The following is a 17644-nucleotide window of genomic DNA, read 5'->3' on the forward strand; positions in this document are numbered from 1 at the left end:
ACCCCGGGGCCGTCGATGCGCGTGAACATCCGGCGGTGATCCGGCCGGCCTGCGGCGAGGGCGGCTCGATACGCCGTCGTCGATCACCGCCATGGTGGCCGGGCGGCGCTGGAAGCGGCCGAACGGTGCCGTGTCCGAGCCGGTCACGGTGAGCCGGAAGCGCAGATCCCGCCCGAACGGCTTCCGCGTGAACCGGCGCACCGGGCCGCGGCTGGCAAGGCTCACCCGCGCGACGTTCGCGAGCCCGGCCGCCACCCGTACCGCGGAATCCCCCGCGCCAACGGCCACGGCCCGCTGCCCCGCGAACGGCTGCGAGGTTTGCTGCTGCCCGACGTGCGGCACCGTGCCGACGAAGGTGCCGAGCCCAGGCGGAGCGAGGCGGTTCGGCCGGCCGAAAGCGCCGGTCACCGCCTGGTCACCGTCACCACCGCCCGAGCTCCGTGCCGCCGCCCGTGCGCGAGGCCGACCGCGATGCCCTCGCCTCGCGAGCGCATCGACGTGACCTTCTGCCGGGTGCGGATGTCGGCGTCCAGGTGCTCGGCGTACCGGAGCAGGCGGGCCGCCACCTCGTCGCGGTGCGGGTACCGGCCGGGGTCGCCGCCGCTCGGCAGCCCCGGCGGCGGGCTGTACCGGGCGGGCGGGAACAGGGTGAGTATTGCGGGGCCCCGACCCCGCCGCCCGCTCCGAAGCCTCCAGGACCACGGGGTGGGGCCTTCCCGGAGCAGGCTGTGCGCTGCCGCGGGACCTGTCTGGCCGCCGATGGCTGCGACGTCGACGTGTTCCATGAGGCCCAGCCCAAATCGATGGATGTCTATGTTGACGCCTATCGATACAGGTGCCATGCTGAGGGCATAAGAGATCGACGGATGTCGAAACAAAAGGGGACCCGCATGAACGCCACCGCCGCCGAGCAGCTGCCCGTCGTGGTCATCGGGGCCGGCCCCGCCGGCCTGGCCGCCGCCGCCCACCTCGTCGAACGGGGCCTGGAGCCGCTGGTCCTGGAGGCCGGCGCGAGGGCGGGCGCCGCTGTGCGCGAGTGGTCGCACGTGCGACTGTTCTCCACCTGGGGCGAGGTCACCGACCCGGCCGCCGAGAAGCTCCTGGCCCCGACCGGCTGGGTGAAGCCCGACGCCGAGACCTACCCGACCGGCGGCGACTGGGCCGACCAGTACCTCCAGCCCCTCGCCGACATCCTCGGCGACAAGGTCCGCGTCGGCGCCCGCGTCTCCGGCGTCTCCCGCGCGGGCCGGGACCGGATCGTCGACACCGGCCGCGAGACCCAGCCGTTCACCGTCCACGTCGCGTACGCCGACGGGCGCGAGGGCCGGATTCCCGCCCGCGCCGTCATCGACGCCTCCGGCACCTGGGCCGTCCCGAGCCCGGCCGGCGGCGACGGCCTCCCGGCTCTGGGCGAGCGCGCGGCAGCCGGCCGGATCTCCTATCGCATCCCCGACCTCAAGGACCCTGCCACCAGGGCCCGTTACGCGGGCAAGCGCACGGCCGTCATCGGCTCCGGCGCCTCCGCCTTCACCGCCCTCGCCTCGCTCGCCGAGCTCGCGAAGTCGCAGGACGGCGACGGCACGCACGCCACCTGGATCCTGCGCCGGGGCATAACCGGCTCCACCTTCGGCGGCGGCACCGCCGACCAGCTCCCCGCCCGGGGCGCGCTCGGCCTCGCCGCGAAGGCCGCTGTGGGCGAAGGCCACGCCGACGCCGTCACCGGCTTCCGCACCGAGGCGATCGCGCGCGACGGCGAACACCTGATCCTCGTCGCCGAGGACGGCCGCCGCCTCGCCCCGGTCGACGAGCTCATCGTCCTCACCGGCTTCCGCCCCGACCTGTCCTTCCTCGACGAACTCCGCCTCGGCCTCGACGAACGCCTCCAGGCCCCGATCGAGCTCGCCCCGCTGATCGACCCCAACCAGCACTCCTGCGGCACGGTCTACCCGCACGGTGTGAAGGAGCTCTCGCACCCGGAGGAGGGCGTGTACCTGGTCGGAATGAAGTCCTACGGCCGCGCGCCGACGTTCCTCGCCCTCACCGGCTACGAGCAGGTCCGCTCCGTCGTCGCCGCGATCGCCGGCGACCGCGAGTCCGCCGAGCGCGTCGAACTCGTCCTGCCCGAGACCGGGGTCTGCGGCGGTGCGGGCCTCTTCGACCAGCCGCAGACCGACGAGACGGCCGACAGCGGCGGCTGCTGCGCGGCACCGGCAACCCTGCAGATCGGCGTCGGCGCACCGGCCGCCGCCTCAGGTGGCTGCTGACCCCGGTCCACCCGCTCAACCACCCACAGGAGGAACGTGATGTCCCGCGTACAGCTCGCCCTGCGTGTCCCGGACCTGGCAACGTCCGTCGCCTTCTACACCAAGCTGTTCGGCACCGAGCCGGCCAAGCTCCGTGACGGATATGCCAACTTCGCCATCGCCGAACCGCCTCTCAAGCTCGTCCTCATCGAAGGCGCTGCGGGCGAGGACACCCGCATGGACCACCTCGGCGTCGAGGTCGACAGCACCGACGCCGTCCACGCCGCCACCACCCGGCTCAGCGGCGAGGGCCTGGCGACGACTGAGGAGAACGACACCACCTGCTGCTACGCCCGCCAGGACAAGGTGTGGGTCCACGGCCCCGGCCGTGAACCGTGGGAGGTGTACGTCGTCAAAGCCGACGCCGACACCCTGACCAAGGAGAAGAACAGCGCCTGCTGCGCCGGCCCGGCCACCGTCGAGACCGAGGGGCCCGCACCGGTCTCCGCAGGCGGCTGCTGCTGACGCCACGATGACCGAACTCCACACCCGCGGGGTCACGACCGGAGTCAGGGACCGGCCGAGGCCCCGCGCCGTCCTGCCCGCACCGTGCGCCACCCGGATCACGGGCTGGGGAATGGTCTACTACGTGTTCCCTGTCGTGTATCCGGGGGGCAGAGGACTCGTCAGTTCGCCCATGTCGGCCTGCGGCAGCCGTACCTGCCCTCCACGCGGATCACGCTGCGAGCGGGTCGGGACCGGCGGGCGGGAGTGGGATGATTCTGTCCTGTTCGGTATGCCCGGCGACGTCACAGGTTCCGGGGTTTGCCGATGTCCGATGAGGAAGACGAAGGATCTATGACGCTGAGTGTGGGGCAGCGGGTGCGATTGGCGGTGGAGCTGCGGTTGGGCGGGTCGGCGACCCCGGCCGGGGAACCGCCGGAGGAGACGGGTGCCTTCGCCGCCTCTCTCGCCCTGGCGGCAGGCGTCGAGGGCACCGTCGAGCGTGTGGACGAGCACGACCGGGAGCAGAGTCACGAGGTCCGCGAGTACCTGCGCCTGAAGTCACTCCTCGAGGATTTCGGGCACCAGATGCCGCCCGTGAGCAGAACGCAGCTGGAGGAGCAGGTGGGGGACTTGGAAGAGCACTGGGTCGCCCATCAGCGACGGATGCTCCACGTCACGGTCCGGGTCCGGCTCGACAACGGATTCGTCCTCGACCCCGCCCCCGAGGAGGCGTTCACCTCCGCCTTGCCTGCTTACTGACGGTGAATGTGACTGGCGGTTCTGCTGGTGGGCCTGACTCACTGGCTGACGTCACCGACTGTCCTGCTTTAGCTTGACCTGGAAGCTTCTACAGATCGTCAAGCTGAAGACGACAGGCCGGGCGTGCCGCTGACTGGACCAAGGGCATCGCGCGGCAGCTGCGCGGACGAGAGGGCTTCACCCTGCTCCGCCACCGCATCCTCCTCGGACAGTCATCGCCCTGAGTTACCACCGAAAGGGAGACGGGGCCGTCAAATCGAGATACCCGGTTCCCGCGATGATTTGCCGGTGAGCGGTGCTCAACTGCCGTTTCGCTGAGGGTTCGTGTCGGCGTTGGCGGGTCGGAAGCACGCCGTCACCGTCTTGCCGTGCCGCTGGCACCTGGCTCCCCACTCGTCGGCGAGCCGGCGCACGATGGCCACTCCACGGCCGGAGGGCGCGTCCGGCTTCGGATCGCGCTGCCGGGGCAGCGCGGGGTCCTCGTCGTGGACGCTCACCTGCAGGCAGTCGCCGTCCCAGGTGAGTACGAGGTGGGCGTCGCTGTGTGCGTGGACGTGCGCGTTGGTGATCAGTTCGGACACCGCCAGCACGATGGCGTCCACCGTGTCCGGCCGGGCGGTGCTCCACGGCAGGGACTCCAGTCGTCCGCGGGTCCACTCGCGGCCGGCGCGCACTCCTTGGGACATGGGGAAGGAGTGCGCCCAGCCCATCGCCTTCACTGTCACTTTCCGGCTTCCTCTCCGTCGTCCGTGCCATGACGTGCGCGCATCGTGTACCCGGCCCCCCGGCCGACAGGCATCGGACCATCTCGGGGCCGCGACCTCCTTGTCGGCGCCGCGATGCCGGGCTGGAACCCGCCTGCGCGAGGGCGTCTTCGCCCGGGCGGCGTAGGACGCTCTGACCTGGCTGGCCGGGTGTGTGCGGTGGGCTCCGGCCGTAACCCCGTCCAGCCGGTGCCTCAGGCGTGGTCTGTGGGGGAGGGGCGAGCGGCACGATGGCGCAGTCGCAGCGGCAGCACGTACCAGCACAGGCCGAACCAGAGCATGACGGCGCCGACGAGTATTTCGGCGAGGACACCGGGTACCACGAAGCGGAGGATCAGCAGGAGTGTGCAGCCGATGGTGAGGGCGAGGAGGACCATGCCGCACATCATCAGACGGCCGGCGGTCTCCACCACGTCGTCCTTCATGCGGTGGCCGGACAACAGCCGGTGGATGGAGACCGGAGCGATGAGCGACGCCGTGGCCGACGCGCCGAGCACCACGGTTGCGACATAGATGACCCGGTCCAGCGTCTGCAGTTCCTTGAACACGGGCGTGAATGCCACGCTGAGCAGGAACCCGAAGAGGATCTGCACACCGGTCTGGGTGACCCGGGTCTCCTGCAGGATCTCGTTCCACCGGCGGTTGATCCGCTCGTGCGGCGATTCCGGCTCCTCGGCGTCGGGGCCTGGCCGGTGGGCGGGTCGCTCCGCTGCGCTCTGCCCGCAGCAGAGCTTGTCGTCGCTCGTCGACCGCCCCGGCCGCTCCGTCATGGTCATGGCGTCCTCCCTCTCGTCGGAGAGACCGTTTGCCCCGCTCGGAGCCCGGCATGCCGGTCATTCCAAGGACGGAGACCGTGCCGGTGGATCGCTGCCCGTCAACCGAGGCGCCCAGCCCCACGCGGCGTGGGGGAGGTGAAGACGCGACACCGACAAAGCTCACCCCTTGCATCGTCACCCGGCGTCGACGCAGCCCGGATAAGGGTGTTCCAGGACCCGGAGGTCGGCGGTGCCTGCTGCGTCGTCGCTCCGGACGGTGGGCGCGAGGCCGCGCTGACCGACGACACGTGGGTCATGTGGAGGGTCCATGGCCGTTCAGGGCCGTGTTCCTCGGCCTGGGCGGTGCCCGAACGGAGATCGATTACGCGATCGGGGACTTGACCTCCTCCCCCGCGTGAGGGCGGGAGGTTCCAGCGGTCGCCCGCTGGGGTTCCTGCTTCACCGACGACCGCCCCGTCCGGGAGGACTCCCGTTGAGGTCCTCCACCGTCTCCACGGGCGGACGCCGCCGGCTCGGCGGCCAGGGTGTCCCGTGCCGCGCTCACGTCGCGGTCGTGTACGGTACCGCAGCCGCAACGCCACTTGCCGACGTCGAGCGGCAGTGCCTCGCGGACGGTGCCGCAGGTTCCGCGCAGCCGGGAGCTGGGGAAGAAGCAGTCGACCGTCACGAGTTCGCGCCCGTACCAGGCACACTCGTACTCCGGCATGGAGCGCAGCTGCGTCCACGACGCGTCCGAGACGGCGCGCGCGAGGCGGTCGTTCTTCAGCAGGTCGCGGACGGCCAGGTCCTCGATCACGACCGTTCAGACGCCCCCATGACTTTCAAGTCGTCATGGGCTGATCGGTGTGGACTCTCGCCCCCGCGACGGCACCCTCACAGCGAAAACATCGGACGGTCGAGCAGAAGCACTGCGTTCGGTGCCGGGGTGGTGGGTGTTGTCGGCGGGCGGGGCTGCTGTTATGTTCCGCGAGCCGTCGATGGGGCGGGTGAGTGACCAGGGAGAACACCGGCTGATGTCCACCACAGGGTCTTCGTCCACGGCTGCCGCGTATGCCGAGGCGGTGGTGAACGGTGTGATCGTTCCTCTTCGGTGGAGTGATCTGGAGGCGAGTGCGTTCGGCCGGGTGCCCGAGGTGTACGAGGCGGCGGTGGCGGCGGGCGCCGATCTCGACCGGGACAGGACCGGGTGGGACCTTGCGCGGGACGCGGGGTGGCTCGCAGTCCTCTTTGCGCCTCTGGCTCTTCCGGTGCTGACGGTCTTCGCGGTGAAGGACACGGACGGTGCCGCCGGCCTGTACGGCGTCATCGGGCTGGTCTCGGTCGCCCACGTGCTGCTGCGCGTCCTCGAACGGCGGCGGACCCGGACCGGCGGGCCGAGGGCCACGGCGCGGGAGGCGCTGCTCGCCGGCTTCGAGGCCTGCTTCGCCATGATCTCGGCCGGCATCCTCGCGGCCGCGTCCCTGGCCGGGCAGTCCTGGTGGCTGTGGAGCCTGTGCGCGGTCCAGATCGCCGTGACCGTGGCCTGCGTGGTGAGCGTGCGCACAGCCCGAAAGGCGGCCGGACGCGGCGTCCCGACCGTGGCGCGGCCGCCCTTCGAGGAGTTCACCGCCCGCGTGGCCGATCTCGACGAACACGACCGCGCGGCGATACAGGCCGACCTCGGCACCGCCCTGGACCGGCTGGAGGACGCGGGCTTTGTCAGTCCCCCCGAACTCGCCGAGGCACGCCGAGCCCCGCTGGGCAGTCTGGCACGACGGCTGTGGGCCCTGGAGCGCTCTGCCGCGCGCCAGGCGCGGTGAGCACCGGGCGCCGGTACGGCCGTGGCCGGCGGGAGGCGTTCATGGTCTTCGGCGCCCTCGGGACTGCCGCGTGACGGGGCGCTGAGGGACACGCTCCGAGTTTTCGGGTTGGCCGGGCGGCAGCACCGGCGGGCGGATCCACGCCGAGGACGCCCGCAGTGGAGCGTCCCTCTGGCCCACGGCGATGCCCTGGTGGCCACGGTCGGCGACGTCAACGGCGACGGACACGGCGACCCCGGCGGTGCCTGGCACCAGGCCATGGCCTCCGTGCGGGTTCCGCCAGTGGCGCACCGGCCCGTCATCCCCGCCTGCACCCGGCCCGCCCTGTCACCCTGGGCCCACCGGCGGCCAGAAGTCCGAGACCGGGACACGGCTCGGCAACATCGGCGCCGACCAGCGGGAACTCGTCGACAACGCACTCCGGGCCGCCCTCGATCTCTGACCGGGGAACCCGCGGCAGCGGCGGGCTCCGGCCATGACGTCAACCTGATCGGCAAGGACCCGGGATGTCCCCGCCGTCGGCCGCGCGGTGTGCAGGACCGCGGCCGGCACGTGCTTCACGTGCTTCCGAAGGACGGTCACCACCCGGTCAGCGTCTGAGGAGAGCGGTCATCACGGTTGCCAGGTACCCGGCGTCCGCCGGCACGGAACCCGGGACGGCTTGAGTGAGCTGGGCGTGGCCCACGTAGCTGGTGTAGGCGAGGAGGCCGCGCCGACGGGCCTCGGGCGGCGGGAAGCCGAGCAGTTCGAAGAGGTGGGCGAGGTAGCCGACCCGGCGTTCGGTCACGCGGGCGAGGGCCGCTGTGACGGCGGGGTGGTCGGCGGCGGCGAGCAGCCGCACTTCCAGGGCGTCCGTTGCGGCCGTGGCGATGGCTCCGCGCAGGAGCGCCCGGAGCCGGTCGGCGGGATCCGGCTCGGTCGCCTCCATGGCCTGGATGATCCGCTCGGTGGAGAGTTCCTCCCAGCGGGCGAGGGCGGCCGCGACGAGTGCGTCCCGGTTAGTGAAGTGCCAGTAGAAGCTGCCCTTGGTGGTGCCCAGACGGGCCGCCAGTGTTTCCACGGCGACCGCCCCGAGGCCGCGTTCGGAGAGTGCGGCGAGGGCGGCGTCCGCCCAGTCGTCGGCGGTGAGGCGTTTACGGGCGGGGCGCTTCGAGGGGTCGGGCTGATCGCGCATGGCTCCATACGCTACCGTACGGTAGAACATACGCTCCCGTATGGAGGTGCGGTATGCGCACGCTGCGCAACGTTCACGAGCGGATCATCGAGGCCCCGGCCGAGACCGTAGGGGCCCTCCTCGACCGGCTCGCCACGTCGGACGATCCCCTGTTCCCCACCCCTGTCTGGCCCGCCATGGTCCTCGACCGCCCCCTCGGTGTCGGCGCCGACGGCGGCCACGGCCGGATCCGCTACAAGGTCACCTGCTACGAGCCCGGACGGTCCGTCCGCTTCGACACGACCGGGGACGGCCTCGGCGCCGGATACCACCGCTTCGACATCGAAACCCTCGGCCCCGACCGCTGCCGGATCTCCCACATCCTCGAAGTCACCACGAGCGCGGCCAAGTTCACCTTCTTCAAACTGGCGATCGAACCGGTGCACGACACAATGGTCGAGGAGATCTTCGACAACGCCGAGAGGGCCGCTCTCGGCTCACTGCCTCACCCGCCGGCCCGCCGCCCACGCCGCGCCCTGCTGGTCAACCGGCTCCTGTGGCTCCGGCCGACCGGGGTACCCGTACCGGCGAACGCGCGGCTGCTCCACGCCGCCGTCGAACGGCCCGACTTCACCGACGCCTGGCGCATGCCGCTCACCCCCGGCATGCCCCGCGACCCGCAAGCCTGGCGGCACGTCCTGCCCTTCACCGAACGGGGCGCCGGGGACCACGAGCTCATGCTCGGAGAGGACGCCTCCCACCTGGACTTCCGAGCCTCGGTCCTGGTCGACGAAGACTCCGTGACTCTGGCCACCGCCGTACGGCTGCACCACACGGGCGGCAGGCTCTACTTCGCCTTGGCGCGCATCTTCCACCCGTACCTGGCCCGCCGGGCGCTGCGCCGGGCCCACCGCCGCGTCGCGTTCGCGGTCCCGCCCGCCGGTGAGCGCAACGCACGTGCCACGGGCTGACACTCCTGCCTGGCCAGACGCTACGCGAGACGGCGTCGCCCCGGTGGCCGTCATGTCACCACCGGACGGTGGACCTGCGGAAACCGCTGCGCGGAACGACGACCGCCTTGCCCCGGCGCTGGCCGACCGAGGCCCGCCGCCTTCACCCGATCGAGTCAGGAAACCGACGAGCCCCCGACCCCTGATGATCACGTCGGCCAAGAAGGCGTGACGGTGACGTCACGGGACACGGTGTCACCGAGGCGGTCACCATGGCACGGCTGCGCACAGCAGTCCGTACCCTTGCCGACCTCGACATCCCCTGACGACCCGCTCGCCCGTCTCAGCGACCTCGTCCGCGAACTGGGCGACGACTCGTACGCCACCTGCCTGTACGCCGAACACGACCCGGTCACACGGATCTGCGTCTTCTCCACCGCCGGGCACCCGCCGCCGGTCGTCGCCCATCCCGACGGGACTGTCGTACGGCCCGAGCCGGCCGTCGACCCGCCGCCAACCACGGCCCTCCAGTCCGTACCTCGCGCAGGACATCGGGCCGCCCTTCCGGAAACCGTTGCCGGCGCCGCGACCGTCCTCGGCGGAGGTGCCGAGTGGCCAGAACCGGTAGCGTGCAACTCCGTTAAACGGCTGCCCACATCGTCCGGCCGGCCGTCTGCTCCCCTCAACCGCGAGGACGCGCCCGGCGCGGGCACCGCGTCCACGGCCGTGGCTGCCGCGGTCGGCGAAGACGATGCCGGGCCGCGTTGACGGCCAGCGGCTCCGGGCCGGTTGTTCAGCCTCCGAGGCCTGTGGTGCTGCGGAGTCGGGTGCCTGGGCAGAGGTGCAAGAGTTCGGGGTCTGCCTCGTCGAGGCCGTGGAGCAGGCCGACCGGGCGCCAGCCGGCGCGTTGCAGCAGCTGCATCGAGTGGTTGGAGACATTGGTGGAGGTGAACAACTTCCCGGTGGTGCATGCGGTTTCGGCGGCCGTGAGCAGATGGGTGCCCACGCTTCGTCGGCGAGCGCTGGGGGCGACTATCAGCATGGTGACGAAGCCCTGTTCGAAGAAGGTGTACTCCAGCACGCTGTAACCCAGCGGTCCGGACGGGTCCCGGGCGACGAGGACCGCACTCTGTTCGCACCAGCGCCGGATGCTGTCCCGTCGAGCGCGGTCGCCGGCTGCCGCGACCGAATCGATCCCGGCCAGCGCGCACAGTCCGACGGGTCCGCGCGCTCCACCTGAAGCCTGCTGAGGTTCGCACCGTCCATGAGGCGCATCCTGGCAGTGCAGGGGCGGTTGAGGCTCGCCAATTCGGTTCGACGGGGCGTGGCTCCCTCCTTGTGATGTGCGGCGCGCCTGCGCACCTCGCGGGCGCCGACCTGTCTGACGTGCGGCAGGGGATCTGACCCGGCAACGGTTCGGGTCCTGTGCGGGGTTGGGGTGCCTCTGCACGATGGTCACGGCACCGGACGGCAGTCCCGGGCGGGGGATCACCCGCACCTTTGGAGCGGGGTGGTTGCGTCCGGTTGCCGCAGGCGGTCTGCGATGTGCTTCATACGCGTGTGCATGCGCTGCAGCGGTGATGTCCTTCGGCACGCCGACCCAGGGGTTGATTACCAAACGGGTCGACCCGTATCGTAAGTGGTATGAGTTCCGCTCCGCCCTCCAGGGGCCGTCCCAGGGACCCCCGCTCGCATCAGGCGATCCTCAGCGCGGCCACAGAGCTGATGATCGAGGTCGGCTACGCCGCGACGTCGATCGGGGCGGTGGCCGCCCGTGCCGGGGTCGGCAAGGACACCGTCTACCGGCGCTGGCGGGGCAAGCCTGAGCTGGTCTTCGACGCCGTGTTCACCACCACCGACCACGTTCCGGTTCCCGACACCGGAACGCTGGCCGGGGACCTGACCGCACTGCTGCAGGGCCTGATCGACGAGTTCCACGCGCCTGCCGCGGCAGCGGCGCTCCCGGGACTGCTCGCCGACTTCGCCGCGGATCCGGTGCTGCAGGCACGCATCCGCAGCGACTTCCTGGCCCCGTCGAAGGAACGGCTGCTGATCGTCTTCGAGCGCGCCGTGACGCGCGCAGAGATCGCGGCCGACACGCCCGTGGATCTGGTCCTGGACACGCTGGCCGGGGCCGTGTTCTTCCACATCGGCCTGGTCGGGGAACGCCCCGACCCTCAGCTGGCCGGCCGGCTGGCTGCTTTCATAGCCAACGGGATCGAGGTCCGATGAACGGCTGGCTTCTCGCAGCGGGCATCACCGCGTCCGGTGTGGCCGCAGTACACATGGCCGCCGGACACCGGGACGTGGTCCGCCCGCTGCTGTCCTGCGCACTCGCAGACGAACCCCGACGCGTCCTTCACGCCGTATGGCACATGGTCACCGTCGACCTGGTCCTCTCCGCAGCCGCCCTGGTCTACCTCGCGCTATCGCACGACACGTCAGCGACCGCCCCGATGGCGTGGTTCGTGGCCGCGCACTTCGCCGCGTACACCGTCGCCTTCCTGGTCGTCACGTTGTCGGTCGGCTGGCCGAAGCCACTGCTCCGGCTGCCGCAGTGGATTCTGCTCCTGCCGGTCGCGGTCCTGACAGCGGCGGGTGCCGTGTAGCGACAGCCTGGAGATTGAACACGCTGTCGTCGGGCTGGAACGGAACGCCGGTGGGTAGCAGGAGACCGCGCAGCAGGGTTTCTCGCTGTCCGTTGTCCGCTGTCCGTAGCGAACTAGCCTTGGGGAGACGCTCGTTGATGGCCTGTGACCGGGTGCTCAGGTCAGGGTCTGGACTGCGTACAGGGTGCCGAGGGCAGTGGCGAGGGCGCCGAGGAGGAGGCGTAGGACGCGTTCGGGCAGGTGGGACTGGAAGCGGGCGCCGAGGTAGCCGCCGATCAGGCCGCCGGTCCCGCAGACGAGTCCGAGCCACCAGTCGGGGGCGACGTCTCCGGGACTGACGAGGGAGAGCAGGACGTAGGTTCCAGCCCCGACGAGGGAGGTGACGAAGGTGGCAGCGAGCGCGGCCGGGGCGACACGGGCGACGGGCAGGCCGCGGCCGACGAGGATCGGGCCGAGGAGGGAGCCGCCGCCGATGCCGTAGATGCCGCCGACCACGCCGACCGCCAGGGCGAGGCCGGTCAGGGCGCGGGGAGTCAACTTGTCGGCCGGTAGCGGCCGGTGACGGGACGGGGCGAGGGTGCGCAGGCACAGCCACAGGCCGAGAGGGAGCAGCAGGGCGGCGATCAGGAGGCGGAAGACGTCGGGGCCGGGGAGGGCGAAGACGCGGAGGGCGGCCCCCAGGGTGACGCCGGGCAGAGTGCCCAGCACCAGGCGCCTGGCGAGGCCGCCGCGCAGGGCGCCGTCGTGGCGGTAGCGCCACAGGGCGCCGGGTCCTGCGACGACGTTGAACAGCAGGTTGGTTGGAGTGACGGCCGGGTTGGGCACGCCGAAGACGCTCAGCTGGACGGGGAGGAGGAACACTGCACCGGACACGCCGACCGGTGCGGTCACGGTCGCGATCAGTAGCCCGGCGACCAGCCCTCCTGGCACCGTCCAGTCCACCGTCGCCCCTGCCGGTTGTTCGCCTGGCCAGTATCAACGCCTCTGTGGACAGTGAGGTGACCTGCAACGAGATGTTCACGATCGGCCAGGCGGGGTCGGGTGCGCTCGCCCGGCCGTCGGTGTCACGGGACGGTCGGGCCTGGTGGGAGCCGCGGTCATGGGGCGCGGCAGCGTCTGGAGCCGTGCTGAGGTCGGCTGGCCTCACGGGTTTGCCGATGGCGCCGTACATGCCGATCGCGTCGTGGGTGGCGGTGTCGGCGAAGCCGAACTTCTCGTACAGGAAGCGGGCCGGGCCGTCGGCGATCAGAGAGAGGTGGGCGGTGACGGGGCCCGGCGTTCCAGTTCCTCGGTGAACGCGGCCATGATGCGCCCGCCGAGGCCGGCGTTCTGCGGGAAGGCGTCCACCAAGCCGAAAGCCTGATCGAGTCGTCGAGCTCCTCAATCGCCGTGTGCCCTCCGGAGGTTCGCCGTGGTCCCCGTCCCGGGCAGTGCGGCCTCGCGCCGACGGTCGGCGACTCCTTACTCTCCCCCGTCGGCGGTACGGAGCTGGAAGTCGACGACGACGCGACCAACCTGTCCGTCATCGGTGCGGCCGATCCAGACGGGGTAGGCCCCGTCGCCCCGGCCGGCACGGAAGGCGATGAGGTTCGGCTCGGGTTCCGTGCCGGGCAGTTCGACGGTGAAATGGCTGTCGAGGGGCATGAACAGGTCGTCGTCCAACTGCTCTTCTAGCACCGTCGGAGTCGGTATCTCGCCTTGGCGGGCTCCCTGCGGGCGGCCTTGGCCTTCTGCACGGGCTCCGAGAGCGCGGCCGTCAGGTCCAGCCCTGGCCGGGCAGCCCCACGTAGGGGCGCATCTGCGTGTAGCCCTCCGGAAGATGCCTACCGGAGGACAGTGGGGCCGTCGCTGCCGCCGCGGCTCGGTCGGAGCGACTTCTCTGAGGCTCGTTGCCCGTCGGGCGCGGGGCCGGCCTCCCCAGTCATGGAGATTCCCCTTCCTTCGCCCACATGCCTGCGGCTGGACGCACTTGCGCAGACAGGTCGGCAATCCCGCCGTCGTCCGGCTCGCCTAAAGATGTGCGCCGGGTCTGCGCCGTCTGCATGAGCGCTTTTGCACCCACCTCCGCCGGTCATCCGTCACCCAATGAGCCCGATGACGTCCGGTCCGAAAGTGCTCGAGTAATGCTTCGCGAACGCATCTGTGTACTGCAGATCTCGACCGTAGTCCCACACGTAAATTTGGTCACTGAATACCTCTTCCGCATACTCTGACCTACTGGCCGCACCCCGTGGGCGGGATGGAAGATTTCGACGCCGTTTTGAGTCAGATCGCGCGGTCTTTCGAAAACTTTCAGTCCCGGAGAACCGGAATCTGCCGCTCAAACGTCCGATGGCGCCCGGCTGCGGACTGCGCCATTGCTGTCCGTATTCAGCCGACGGCGTGGCGAAATCAGGCTCTTTACTCGAAGGCCGGCCGCGGTGAAGATTTGTTATCGAGGCGAGGAGCGGTGGAGCCGTTGCAGGTTTTCTTCCCGGTCTCGAGCATGAATGCCCAGCTTTTTCGAACGAGTTCGAACGTCGATTCTGTGTTCGATGTATTGCGTGGTGGCGGGACGATGGATTTCTCCGCAAAGGCGGCGGTGGATCCAAGTGTCCTGTGGTCGGCGCGAAAGTGTGTGGTGGTCTGCGTCCGGACGCCGGATTCGGTATGGAGAATCCCTTGATTCCGTTCGAATATAGCGAGCGTACCCGTCTTCTTCCTTCCCGCTCGCATGGTTTCCGACTCGCGATGACGCCGCGCCGGACGCCTCGGCTGTGCGTGTTGAAGGCATTTTCCGAACAGTGTGCTCCTCGCGGTGGAGAGGGACAGGAGGGACAGGCATGACGAGCAATGCGAGCGAAGTGGATCTCCAGTCGCTGCTGCACCAGGCGCTGGACGCTACGGGTGAGGACGCGCGGTGGACCACCGACGCCGACGACATGTGGTGCCGCCTCACACCCTCGTCCGCGATCCGGCGCACACAGGGCTGGAAACTCCATGTGTCGGCGACCGCCGCCTCAGCACCCGCCGTGCTGGCGAAAGCCCTCCCCGTCCTGCTGCTGCGGGATTCGGCGTTCAAGTTCGTCCGCTCCCTGGACCAGGTGGGCGCCCTCAACTCCCGCGCCACACCTCGGGGAAGCTCCGGCAAGTTCATCACCGTGTACCCGCGCTCCGACGCCGACGCGGCCCGGCTGGCGCAGGAACTGCACAGGGCGACGGCCGGACTCGCCGGCCCCCGTATCCTGTCGGACCAGCCGTACGCCGCGAACAGCCTGGTGCACTACCGCTACGGCGCCTTCGTCGCCCGGCGGCGACTCTCCGACCAGGGCCTGTTGGTGTGGTTCATCGAAGACCCCGACGGCAATCCCGTCGAGGACGTCCGCACCGGCCACTACGCTCCGCCGTCCTGGGCGGTCAGCCCCTTCCCCGCCACGGTCCCGACCGCGCCGCGCCCCCGCACGGAAAACGCGGCACCGGTGCTGCTCGGGGGCCGCTTCGCGATCCGGGAGGCGATCCGCCACACGAACAAGGGCGGCGTCTACCGGGGGACCGACGTCACCACGGACCTACCGGTGGTCATCAAGGAGGCGCGGCCGCACGTGGAGGCCGACGCGTCCGGGACCGACGTACGCCAATGGCTGCGTGCCGAAGCCCGGATGCTGGAGTACTTCGACGGCGAGGACCTCGCGCCACACGTGCTGGCGACGTTCGAGCACGCCGGGCACCTGTTCCTCGCCCAGGAGGAGATCCCCGGTATCCCGCTGCGCAACTGGACCGCCGAGCACTTCCGCGACGCCGGAAGCGAGCGCTACCGGGCCGACGCCCTGGACCTCTGCGCACGCCTCGTCGAACTCGTCGCCGCCGCGCACGCCCACGGCTGCGTCCTGCGGGACTTCACACCCGGCAACGTCATGGTCCGGCCGGACGGGCAACTGCGCCTGATCGACCTCGAACTGGCGGTCCTCAAGGACGACGACCCGCTGCCGACCACCGTCGGGACGCCCGGCTTCAGCGCCCCCGAACGCCTGACCGGCGCGCTCGTCGCGCCGACGGCGGACTACTACAGCCTCGGTGCCACCCTCTGTTTCGTCCTCGCGGGCAAGGTGCCCCATCTCCTGCCCGATGAACCGGCAGCGAGGCCGACGCAGGAACGGCTTGCCGAGTGGCTGGCCGCAGGCGACGCGGTGCTGCACCTGCCCGCAGGGCTGCCCGAGATCATCCTGGGACTGATGAAGGACGACCCCGCCGAGCGCTGGGACCCGGCCAGGGCCGGCGCAGCGCTGCGCAGCGCCCGGCGCTCGGCCGAGCACCGAACAGCTCCACCGGCTCTCCCGGCCCGACGGCCCGCCGGGCTCGGGGGAGGGGTACCCGTCGCTGCCGCCGGGTCCGGCCGGACACCGCCCGACGCCGTGGGCAACGCCCCGGCGAACCCTTGCACGGTGACGGCCGTGGTGGCCGGCATCGTGGACCACCTCATCGACTCCATGACCCCGCAGGACGACCGTCGCCTGTGGCCCGTCTCCACCATGGCGGGGGAGAGCGACCCCTGCACCGTTCAGCAGGGGGCCGCAGGCGTCCTCGGTGTCCTCACCCGCTCCTTCGAACTCACCGCCGACCGGCGCCTGCCGGAACTGCTCGCCACCGCGGGCCACTGGGTGGCCGCCCGCACGGACATCCGGTCCACCCGGCCAGGGCTGCACTTCGGCGGCCGCGGCACCGCCTGGGCCCTGTACGAGACCGGTCGCGTCCTGGACGACCGCGCCCTGACCGACCACGCGCTCGCCCTGGCCCTCGCGCCGCAGCAACCCGGCCCCCACCGGGACATCACCCATGGCCTCGCCGGCGGCGGACTGGCCGCCGTCCATCTGTGGCACCGCACCGGTGATCCGCGGCTCGCCGCCCTGGTCGCGGACGAGGCCGAACGACTGGCTGCCGCCGCGACCCCGGAAGCACACGGAGTGAGCTGGCCCGCACCTGTGGAAGCGGTCGCCGGGGAAGCCGGCAAGCGCTACCTCGGCTTCGCCCACGGCACTGCCGGCATCGGCTGCTTCCTCCTCGCCGCCGCCACCGCCACGGACAGCCAGCAGTACCGGGACCTGGCCGTCGCGGCCGGCGAGGCACTGGCGGCGCACGCCGTCACGGTCGGCGAGGCGGTCCACTGGCCGGCCCAGGCAGGCGATATGCCTACGGCCCCGTACTGGTGCCACGGTTCAGCCGGTATCGGCTCCTTCCTGCTCCAGCTGTGGCAGACCACCGGTGACGACCGGTACCGCGACCTCGCCACCGGCGCCGCGCGAGCCGTCATGGAGCGCGCCTCCCGCGCCCCCCTCACGCAGTGCCACGGTCTGGCGGGCAACGGCGACCTCCTCCTCGACCTGGCCGCCGCGACCGGCGACCCGGCCCACCGCGCCGGTGCCGAAGCCATGGCCCGTCTCATCGCCGCCGAACGCTCCCACCGCGGCTCCCACGTCGTCTTCCCCAACGAATACGGGGAGGTCTCGACGGGCTGGAGCGACGGGTCCGCAGGAATTTTGGCCTTCCTCCAGCGGACCCTCCACACGGACTCCCGGCTCTGGATGATCCAGCAGCCGGGCTGAGCGACAGGAACCCCTGTCGCCGACCTCGCAGAAGAAGGAGAAAGTCATGGAGAACCGCGACCTCGAACTGCTGGCAGAGCTCCACGCCCTCCCGGAGACCGACCCGGTCGGCGCCGACGGAGCGGCGTTCGCCGCGACGTGTGAGTGTGTCGGCCTGCTCACGCTCCTCAACACCGTCTGCGTCGGCGTCAGCTGCGCCTGACCAGGCACGAGCCCTCGCGGATCCGGCACCACCCAGCCGCCCCGGCAACCGCATCTCTTGTTGACGGGGCAGTGAACGCCGGTTCCCCGTAGGCCAGCAAAAAGGCCCCGTGCACCCGCGTCGCCAGCCGACCAGGGCGGCACGAAGGGGCTGCTCGACCTCCGGGCGGTGGCTGCACGCGCAGCAGCCACCGGCCGGAGCGTCCGGCTGGGCCACCAGGGGGCACCACGTAAGCGCCCCGAACACAGCCGTCCCCTTCAACATATCGCTCACGCAGGGCCGTTGACGACACCCAGCAGACGA

Annotated in this window: 16 protein-coding genes and 3 pseudogenes; 10 read left to right on the forward strand and 9 right to left on the reverse strand. The window is 71.0% G+C overall.

The annotated features are described in order from the left end of the window. Nucleotides 1-404 precede the first annotated feature (404 nt). Complete coding sequence (locus ACFYR0_RS28335; RefSeq protein WP_389333974.1) at nucleotides 405-842, reverse strand: hypothetical protein; 438 nt, start codon at nucleotides 840-842, stop codon at nucleotides 405-407. Between the two features lie 48 nt (nucleotides 843-890). Between ACFYR0_RS28335 and ACFYR0_RS28340 the strand changes: the two genes are divergently transcribed. From ACFYR0_RS28340 to ACFYR0_RS28350, 3 genes are all read left to right on the forward strand, one after another. Further along, nucleotides 891-2264, forward strand: coding sequence for an NAD(P)-binding domain-containing protein (locus tag ACFYR0_RS28340; protein WP_389333977.1), 1374 nt, complete (start codon nucleotides 891-893; stop codon nucleotides 2262-2264). Nucleotides 2265-2303: 39 nt separating this feature from the next. After that, on the forward strand, nucleotides 2304-2768 hold the full coding sequence (locus tag ACFYR0_RS28345) for an ArsI/CadI family heavy metal resistance metalloenzyme (protein ID WP_389333980.1): 465 nt from the start codon (nucleotides 2304-2306) through the stop codon (nucleotides 2766-2768). 333 nt (nucleotides 2769-3101) lie between these two features. Continuing rightward, a complete protein-coding gene (locus tag ACFYR0_RS28350) occupies nucleotides 3102-3509 on the forward strand; it encodes a hypothetical protein (RefSeq protein WP_389333983.1) in 408 nt (135 codons plus the stop codon). Nucleotides 3510-3808: 299 nt separating this feature from the next. Here ACFYR0_RS28350 and ACFYR0_RS28355 read toward each other — a convergent pair whose 3' ends face one another. The 3 genes and pseudogenes from ACFYR0_RS28355 to ACFYR0_RS28365 form a co-directional block, all read right to left on the reverse strand. Then, nucleotides 3809-4234, reverse strand: a complete 426-nt coding sequence (locus ACFYR0_RS28355) for an ATP-binding protein (protein ID WP_389333986.1) — start codon at nucleotides 4232-4234, stop codon at nucleotides 3809-3811. 233 nt (nucleotides 4235-4467) lie between these two features. Then, nucleotides 4468-5049, reverse strand: a complete 582-nt coding sequence (locus tag ACFYR0_RS28360; RefSeq protein WP_389333989.1) for a DUF6328 family protein — start codon at nucleotides 5047-5049, stop codon at nucleotides 4468-4470. Nucleotides 5050-5410: 361 nt separating this feature from the next. Beyond that, nucleotides 5411-5851 (reverse strand): annotated as a pseudogene (locus ACFYR0_RS28365) (zinc ribbon domain-containing protein); the annotation flags it as partial. 211 nt (nucleotides 5852-6062) lie between these two features. On the opposite strand from ACFYR0_RS28365, the gene ACFYR0_RS28370 reads away from it, so the two are divergent. After that, nucleotides 6063-6848 (forward strand): hypothetical protein, encoded by a 786-nt coding sequence (locus ACFYR0_RS28370; RefSeq protein WP_389333992.1) that lies wholly within the window; start codon nucleotides 6063-6065, stop codon nucleotides 6846-6848. Nucleotides 6849-7437: 589 nt separating this feature from the next. Here ACFYR0_RS28370 and ACFYR0_RS28375 read toward each other — a convergent pair. Then, nucleotides 7438-8022, reverse strand: a complete 585-nt coding sequence (locus ACFYR0_RS28375) for a TetR/AcrR family transcriptional regulator (RefSeq protein ID WP_389333995.1) — start codon at nucleotides 8020-8022, stop codon at nucleotides 7438-7440. A 53-nt stretch (nucleotides 8023-8075) separates the two neighbouring features. Here ACFYR0_RS28375 and ACFYR0_RS28380 point away from each other — a divergent pair, with 53 nt between their 5' ends. Further along, on the forward strand, nucleotides 8076-8972 hold the full coding sequence (locus ACFYR0_RS28380; RefSeq protein ID WP_389333998.1) for a DUF2867 domain-containing protein: 897 nt from the start codon (nucleotides 8076-8078) through the stop codon (nucleotides 8970-8972). Between the two features lie 251 nt (nucleotides 8973-9223). Then, nucleotides 9224-9719: pseudogene (locus tag ACFYR0_RS28385) on the forward strand (PP2C family protein-serine/threonine phosphatase). Between the two features lie 25 nt (nucleotides 9720-9744). On the opposite strand, the gene ACFYR0_RS28390 reads toward ACFYR0_RS28385, so the two are convergent. After that, the gene (locus ACFYR0_RS28390; RefSeq protein ID WP_389334001.1) at nucleotides 9745-10545 is read right to left on the reverse strand and encodes a GNAT family N-acetyltransferase; all 801 of its coding nucleotides are present in this window, start codon (nucleotides 10543-10545) and stop codon (nucleotides 9745-9747) included. A gap of 50 nt (nucleotides 10546-10595) precedes the next feature. Between ACFYR0_RS28390 and ACFYR0_RS28395 the strand changes: the two genes are divergently transcribed. Together ACFYR0_RS28395 and ACFYR0_RS28400 are read left to right on the forward strand one after the other, a co-directional pair. Then, nucleotides 10596-11183: a TetR/AcrR family transcriptional regulator gene (locus ACFYR0_RS28395; protein ID WP_389334004.1), complete on the forward strand. Its 588-nt coding sequence runs from the start codon at nucleotides 10596-10598 to the stop codon at nucleotides 11181-11183. Then, nucleotides 11180-11560, forward strand: coding sequence for a hypothetical protein (locus ACFYR0_RS28400; RefSeq protein ID WP_389334007.1), 381 nt, complete (start codon nucleotides 11180-11182; stop codon nucleotides 11558-11560). Before ACFYR0_RS28395 ends, ACFYR0_RS28400 begins: the two co-directional genes overlap by 4 nt. Nucleotides 11561-11716: 156 nt before the next feature. Here the strand turns inward: ACFYR0_RS28400 and ACFYR0_RS28405 are convergent, their stop codons facing one another. The 3 genes and pseudogenes from ACFYR0_RS28405 to ACFYR0_RS28415 all read right to left on the reverse strand — a co-directional run bounded on the left by ACFYR0_RS28405 (nucleotide 11717) and on the right by ACFYR0_RS28415 (nucleotide 13222). Further along, nucleotides 11717-12502, reverse strand: a complete 786-nt coding sequence (locus ACFYR0_RS28405) for a sulfite exporter TauE/SafE family protein (RefSeq protein WP_389334010.1) — start codon at nucleotides 12500-12502, stop codon at nucleotides 11717-11719. Between the two features lie 211 nt (nucleotides 12503-12713). Beyond that, a pseudogene (locus ACFYR0_RS28410) lies at nucleotides 12714-12892 on the reverse strand (GNAT family N-acetyltransferase); the annotation flags it as partial. A 129-nt stretch (nucleotides 12893-13021) separates the two neighbouring features. Beyond that, nucleotides 13022-13222, reverse strand: coding sequence for a DUF4241 domain-containing protein (locus ACFYR0_RS28415; protein ID WP_389334013.1), 201 nt, complete (start codon nucleotides 13220-13222; stop codon nucleotides 13022-13024). Nucleotides 13223-14382: 1160 nt separating this feature from the next. On the opposite strand from ACFYR0_RS28415, the gene lanL reads away from it, so the two are divergent. Continuing rightward, nucleotides 14383-17139 (forward strand): class IV lanthionine synthetase LanL, encoded by a 2757-nt coding sequence (lanL, locus tag ACFYR0_RS28420; RefSeq protein WP_389334016.1) that lies wholly within the window; start codon nucleotides 14383-14385, stop codon nucleotides 17137-17139. 46 nt (nucleotides 17140-17185) lie between these two features. After that, the gene (locus tag ACFYR0_RS28425; RefSeq protein ID WP_389334019.1) at nucleotides 17186-17341 is read left to right on the forward strand and encodes a VenA family class IV lanthipeptide; all 156 of its coding nucleotides are present in this window, start codon (nucleotides 17186-17188) and stop codon (nucleotides 17339-17341) included. The last annotated feature ends 303 nt before the right edge of the window (nucleotides 17342-17644 follow it).

Origin of the sequence: Streptomyces sp. NPDC005017, from assembly GCF_042873115.1 — a bacterium.
Lineage (GTDB): Bacteria > Actinomycetota > Actinomycetes > Streptomycetales > Streptomycetaceae > Streptomyces.

Bases quoted from the DNA above. Each gene is read 5' to 3' on its own strand.
- ACFYR0_RS28375 (WP_389333995.1), bottom strand. From the start codon at position 8,022: ATGCGCGATCAGCCCGACCCCTCGAAGCGCCCCGCCCGTAAACGCCTC.
- ACFYR0_RS28360 (WP_389333989.1), bottom strand. From the start codon at position 5,049: ATGACCATGACGGAGCGGCCGGGGCGGTCGACGAGCGACGACAAGCTC.
- ACFYR0_RS28400 (WP_389334007.1), top strand. From the start codon at position 11,180: ATGAACGGCTGGCTTCTCGCAGCGGGCATCACCGCGTCCGGTGTGGCC.
- ACFYR0_RS28395 (WP_389334004.1), top strand. From the start codon at position 10,596: ATGAGTTCCGCTCCGCCCTCCAGGGGCCGTCCCAGGGACCCCCGCTCG.
- ACFYR0_RS28370 (WP_389333992.1), top strand. From the start codon at position 6,063: ATGTCCACCACAGGGTCTTCGTCCACGGCTGCCGCGTATGCCGAGGCG.
- ACFYR0_RS28380 (WP_389333998.1), top strand. From the start codon at position 8,076: ATGCGCACGCTGCGCAACGTTCACGAGCGGATCATCGAGGCCCCGGCC.
- ACFYR0_RS28425 (WP_389334019.1), top strand. From the start codon at position 17,186: ATGGAGAACCGCGACCTCGAACTGCTGGCAGAGCTCCACGCCCTCCCG.
- ACFYR0_RS28335 (WP_389333974.1), bottom strand. From the start codon at position 842: ATGGCACCTGTATCGATAGGCGTCAACATAGACATCCATCGATTTGGG.
- ACFYR0_RS28350 (WP_389333983.1), top strand. From the start codon at position 3,102: ATGACGCTGAGTGTGGGGCAGCGGGTGCGATTGGCGGTGGAGCTGCGG.
- ACFYR0_RS28340 (WP_389333977.1), top strand. From the start codon at position 891: ATGAACGCCACCGCCGCCGAGCAGCTGCCCGTCGTGGTCATCGGGGCC.
- lanL (WP_389334016.1), top strand. From the start codon at position 14,383: ATGACGAGCAATGCGAGCGAAGTGGATCTCCAGTCGCTGCTGCACCAG.
- ACFYR0_RS28345 (WP_389333980.1), top strand. From the start codon at position 2,304: ATGTCCCGCGTACAGCTCGCCCTGCGTGTCCCGGACCTGGCAACGTCC.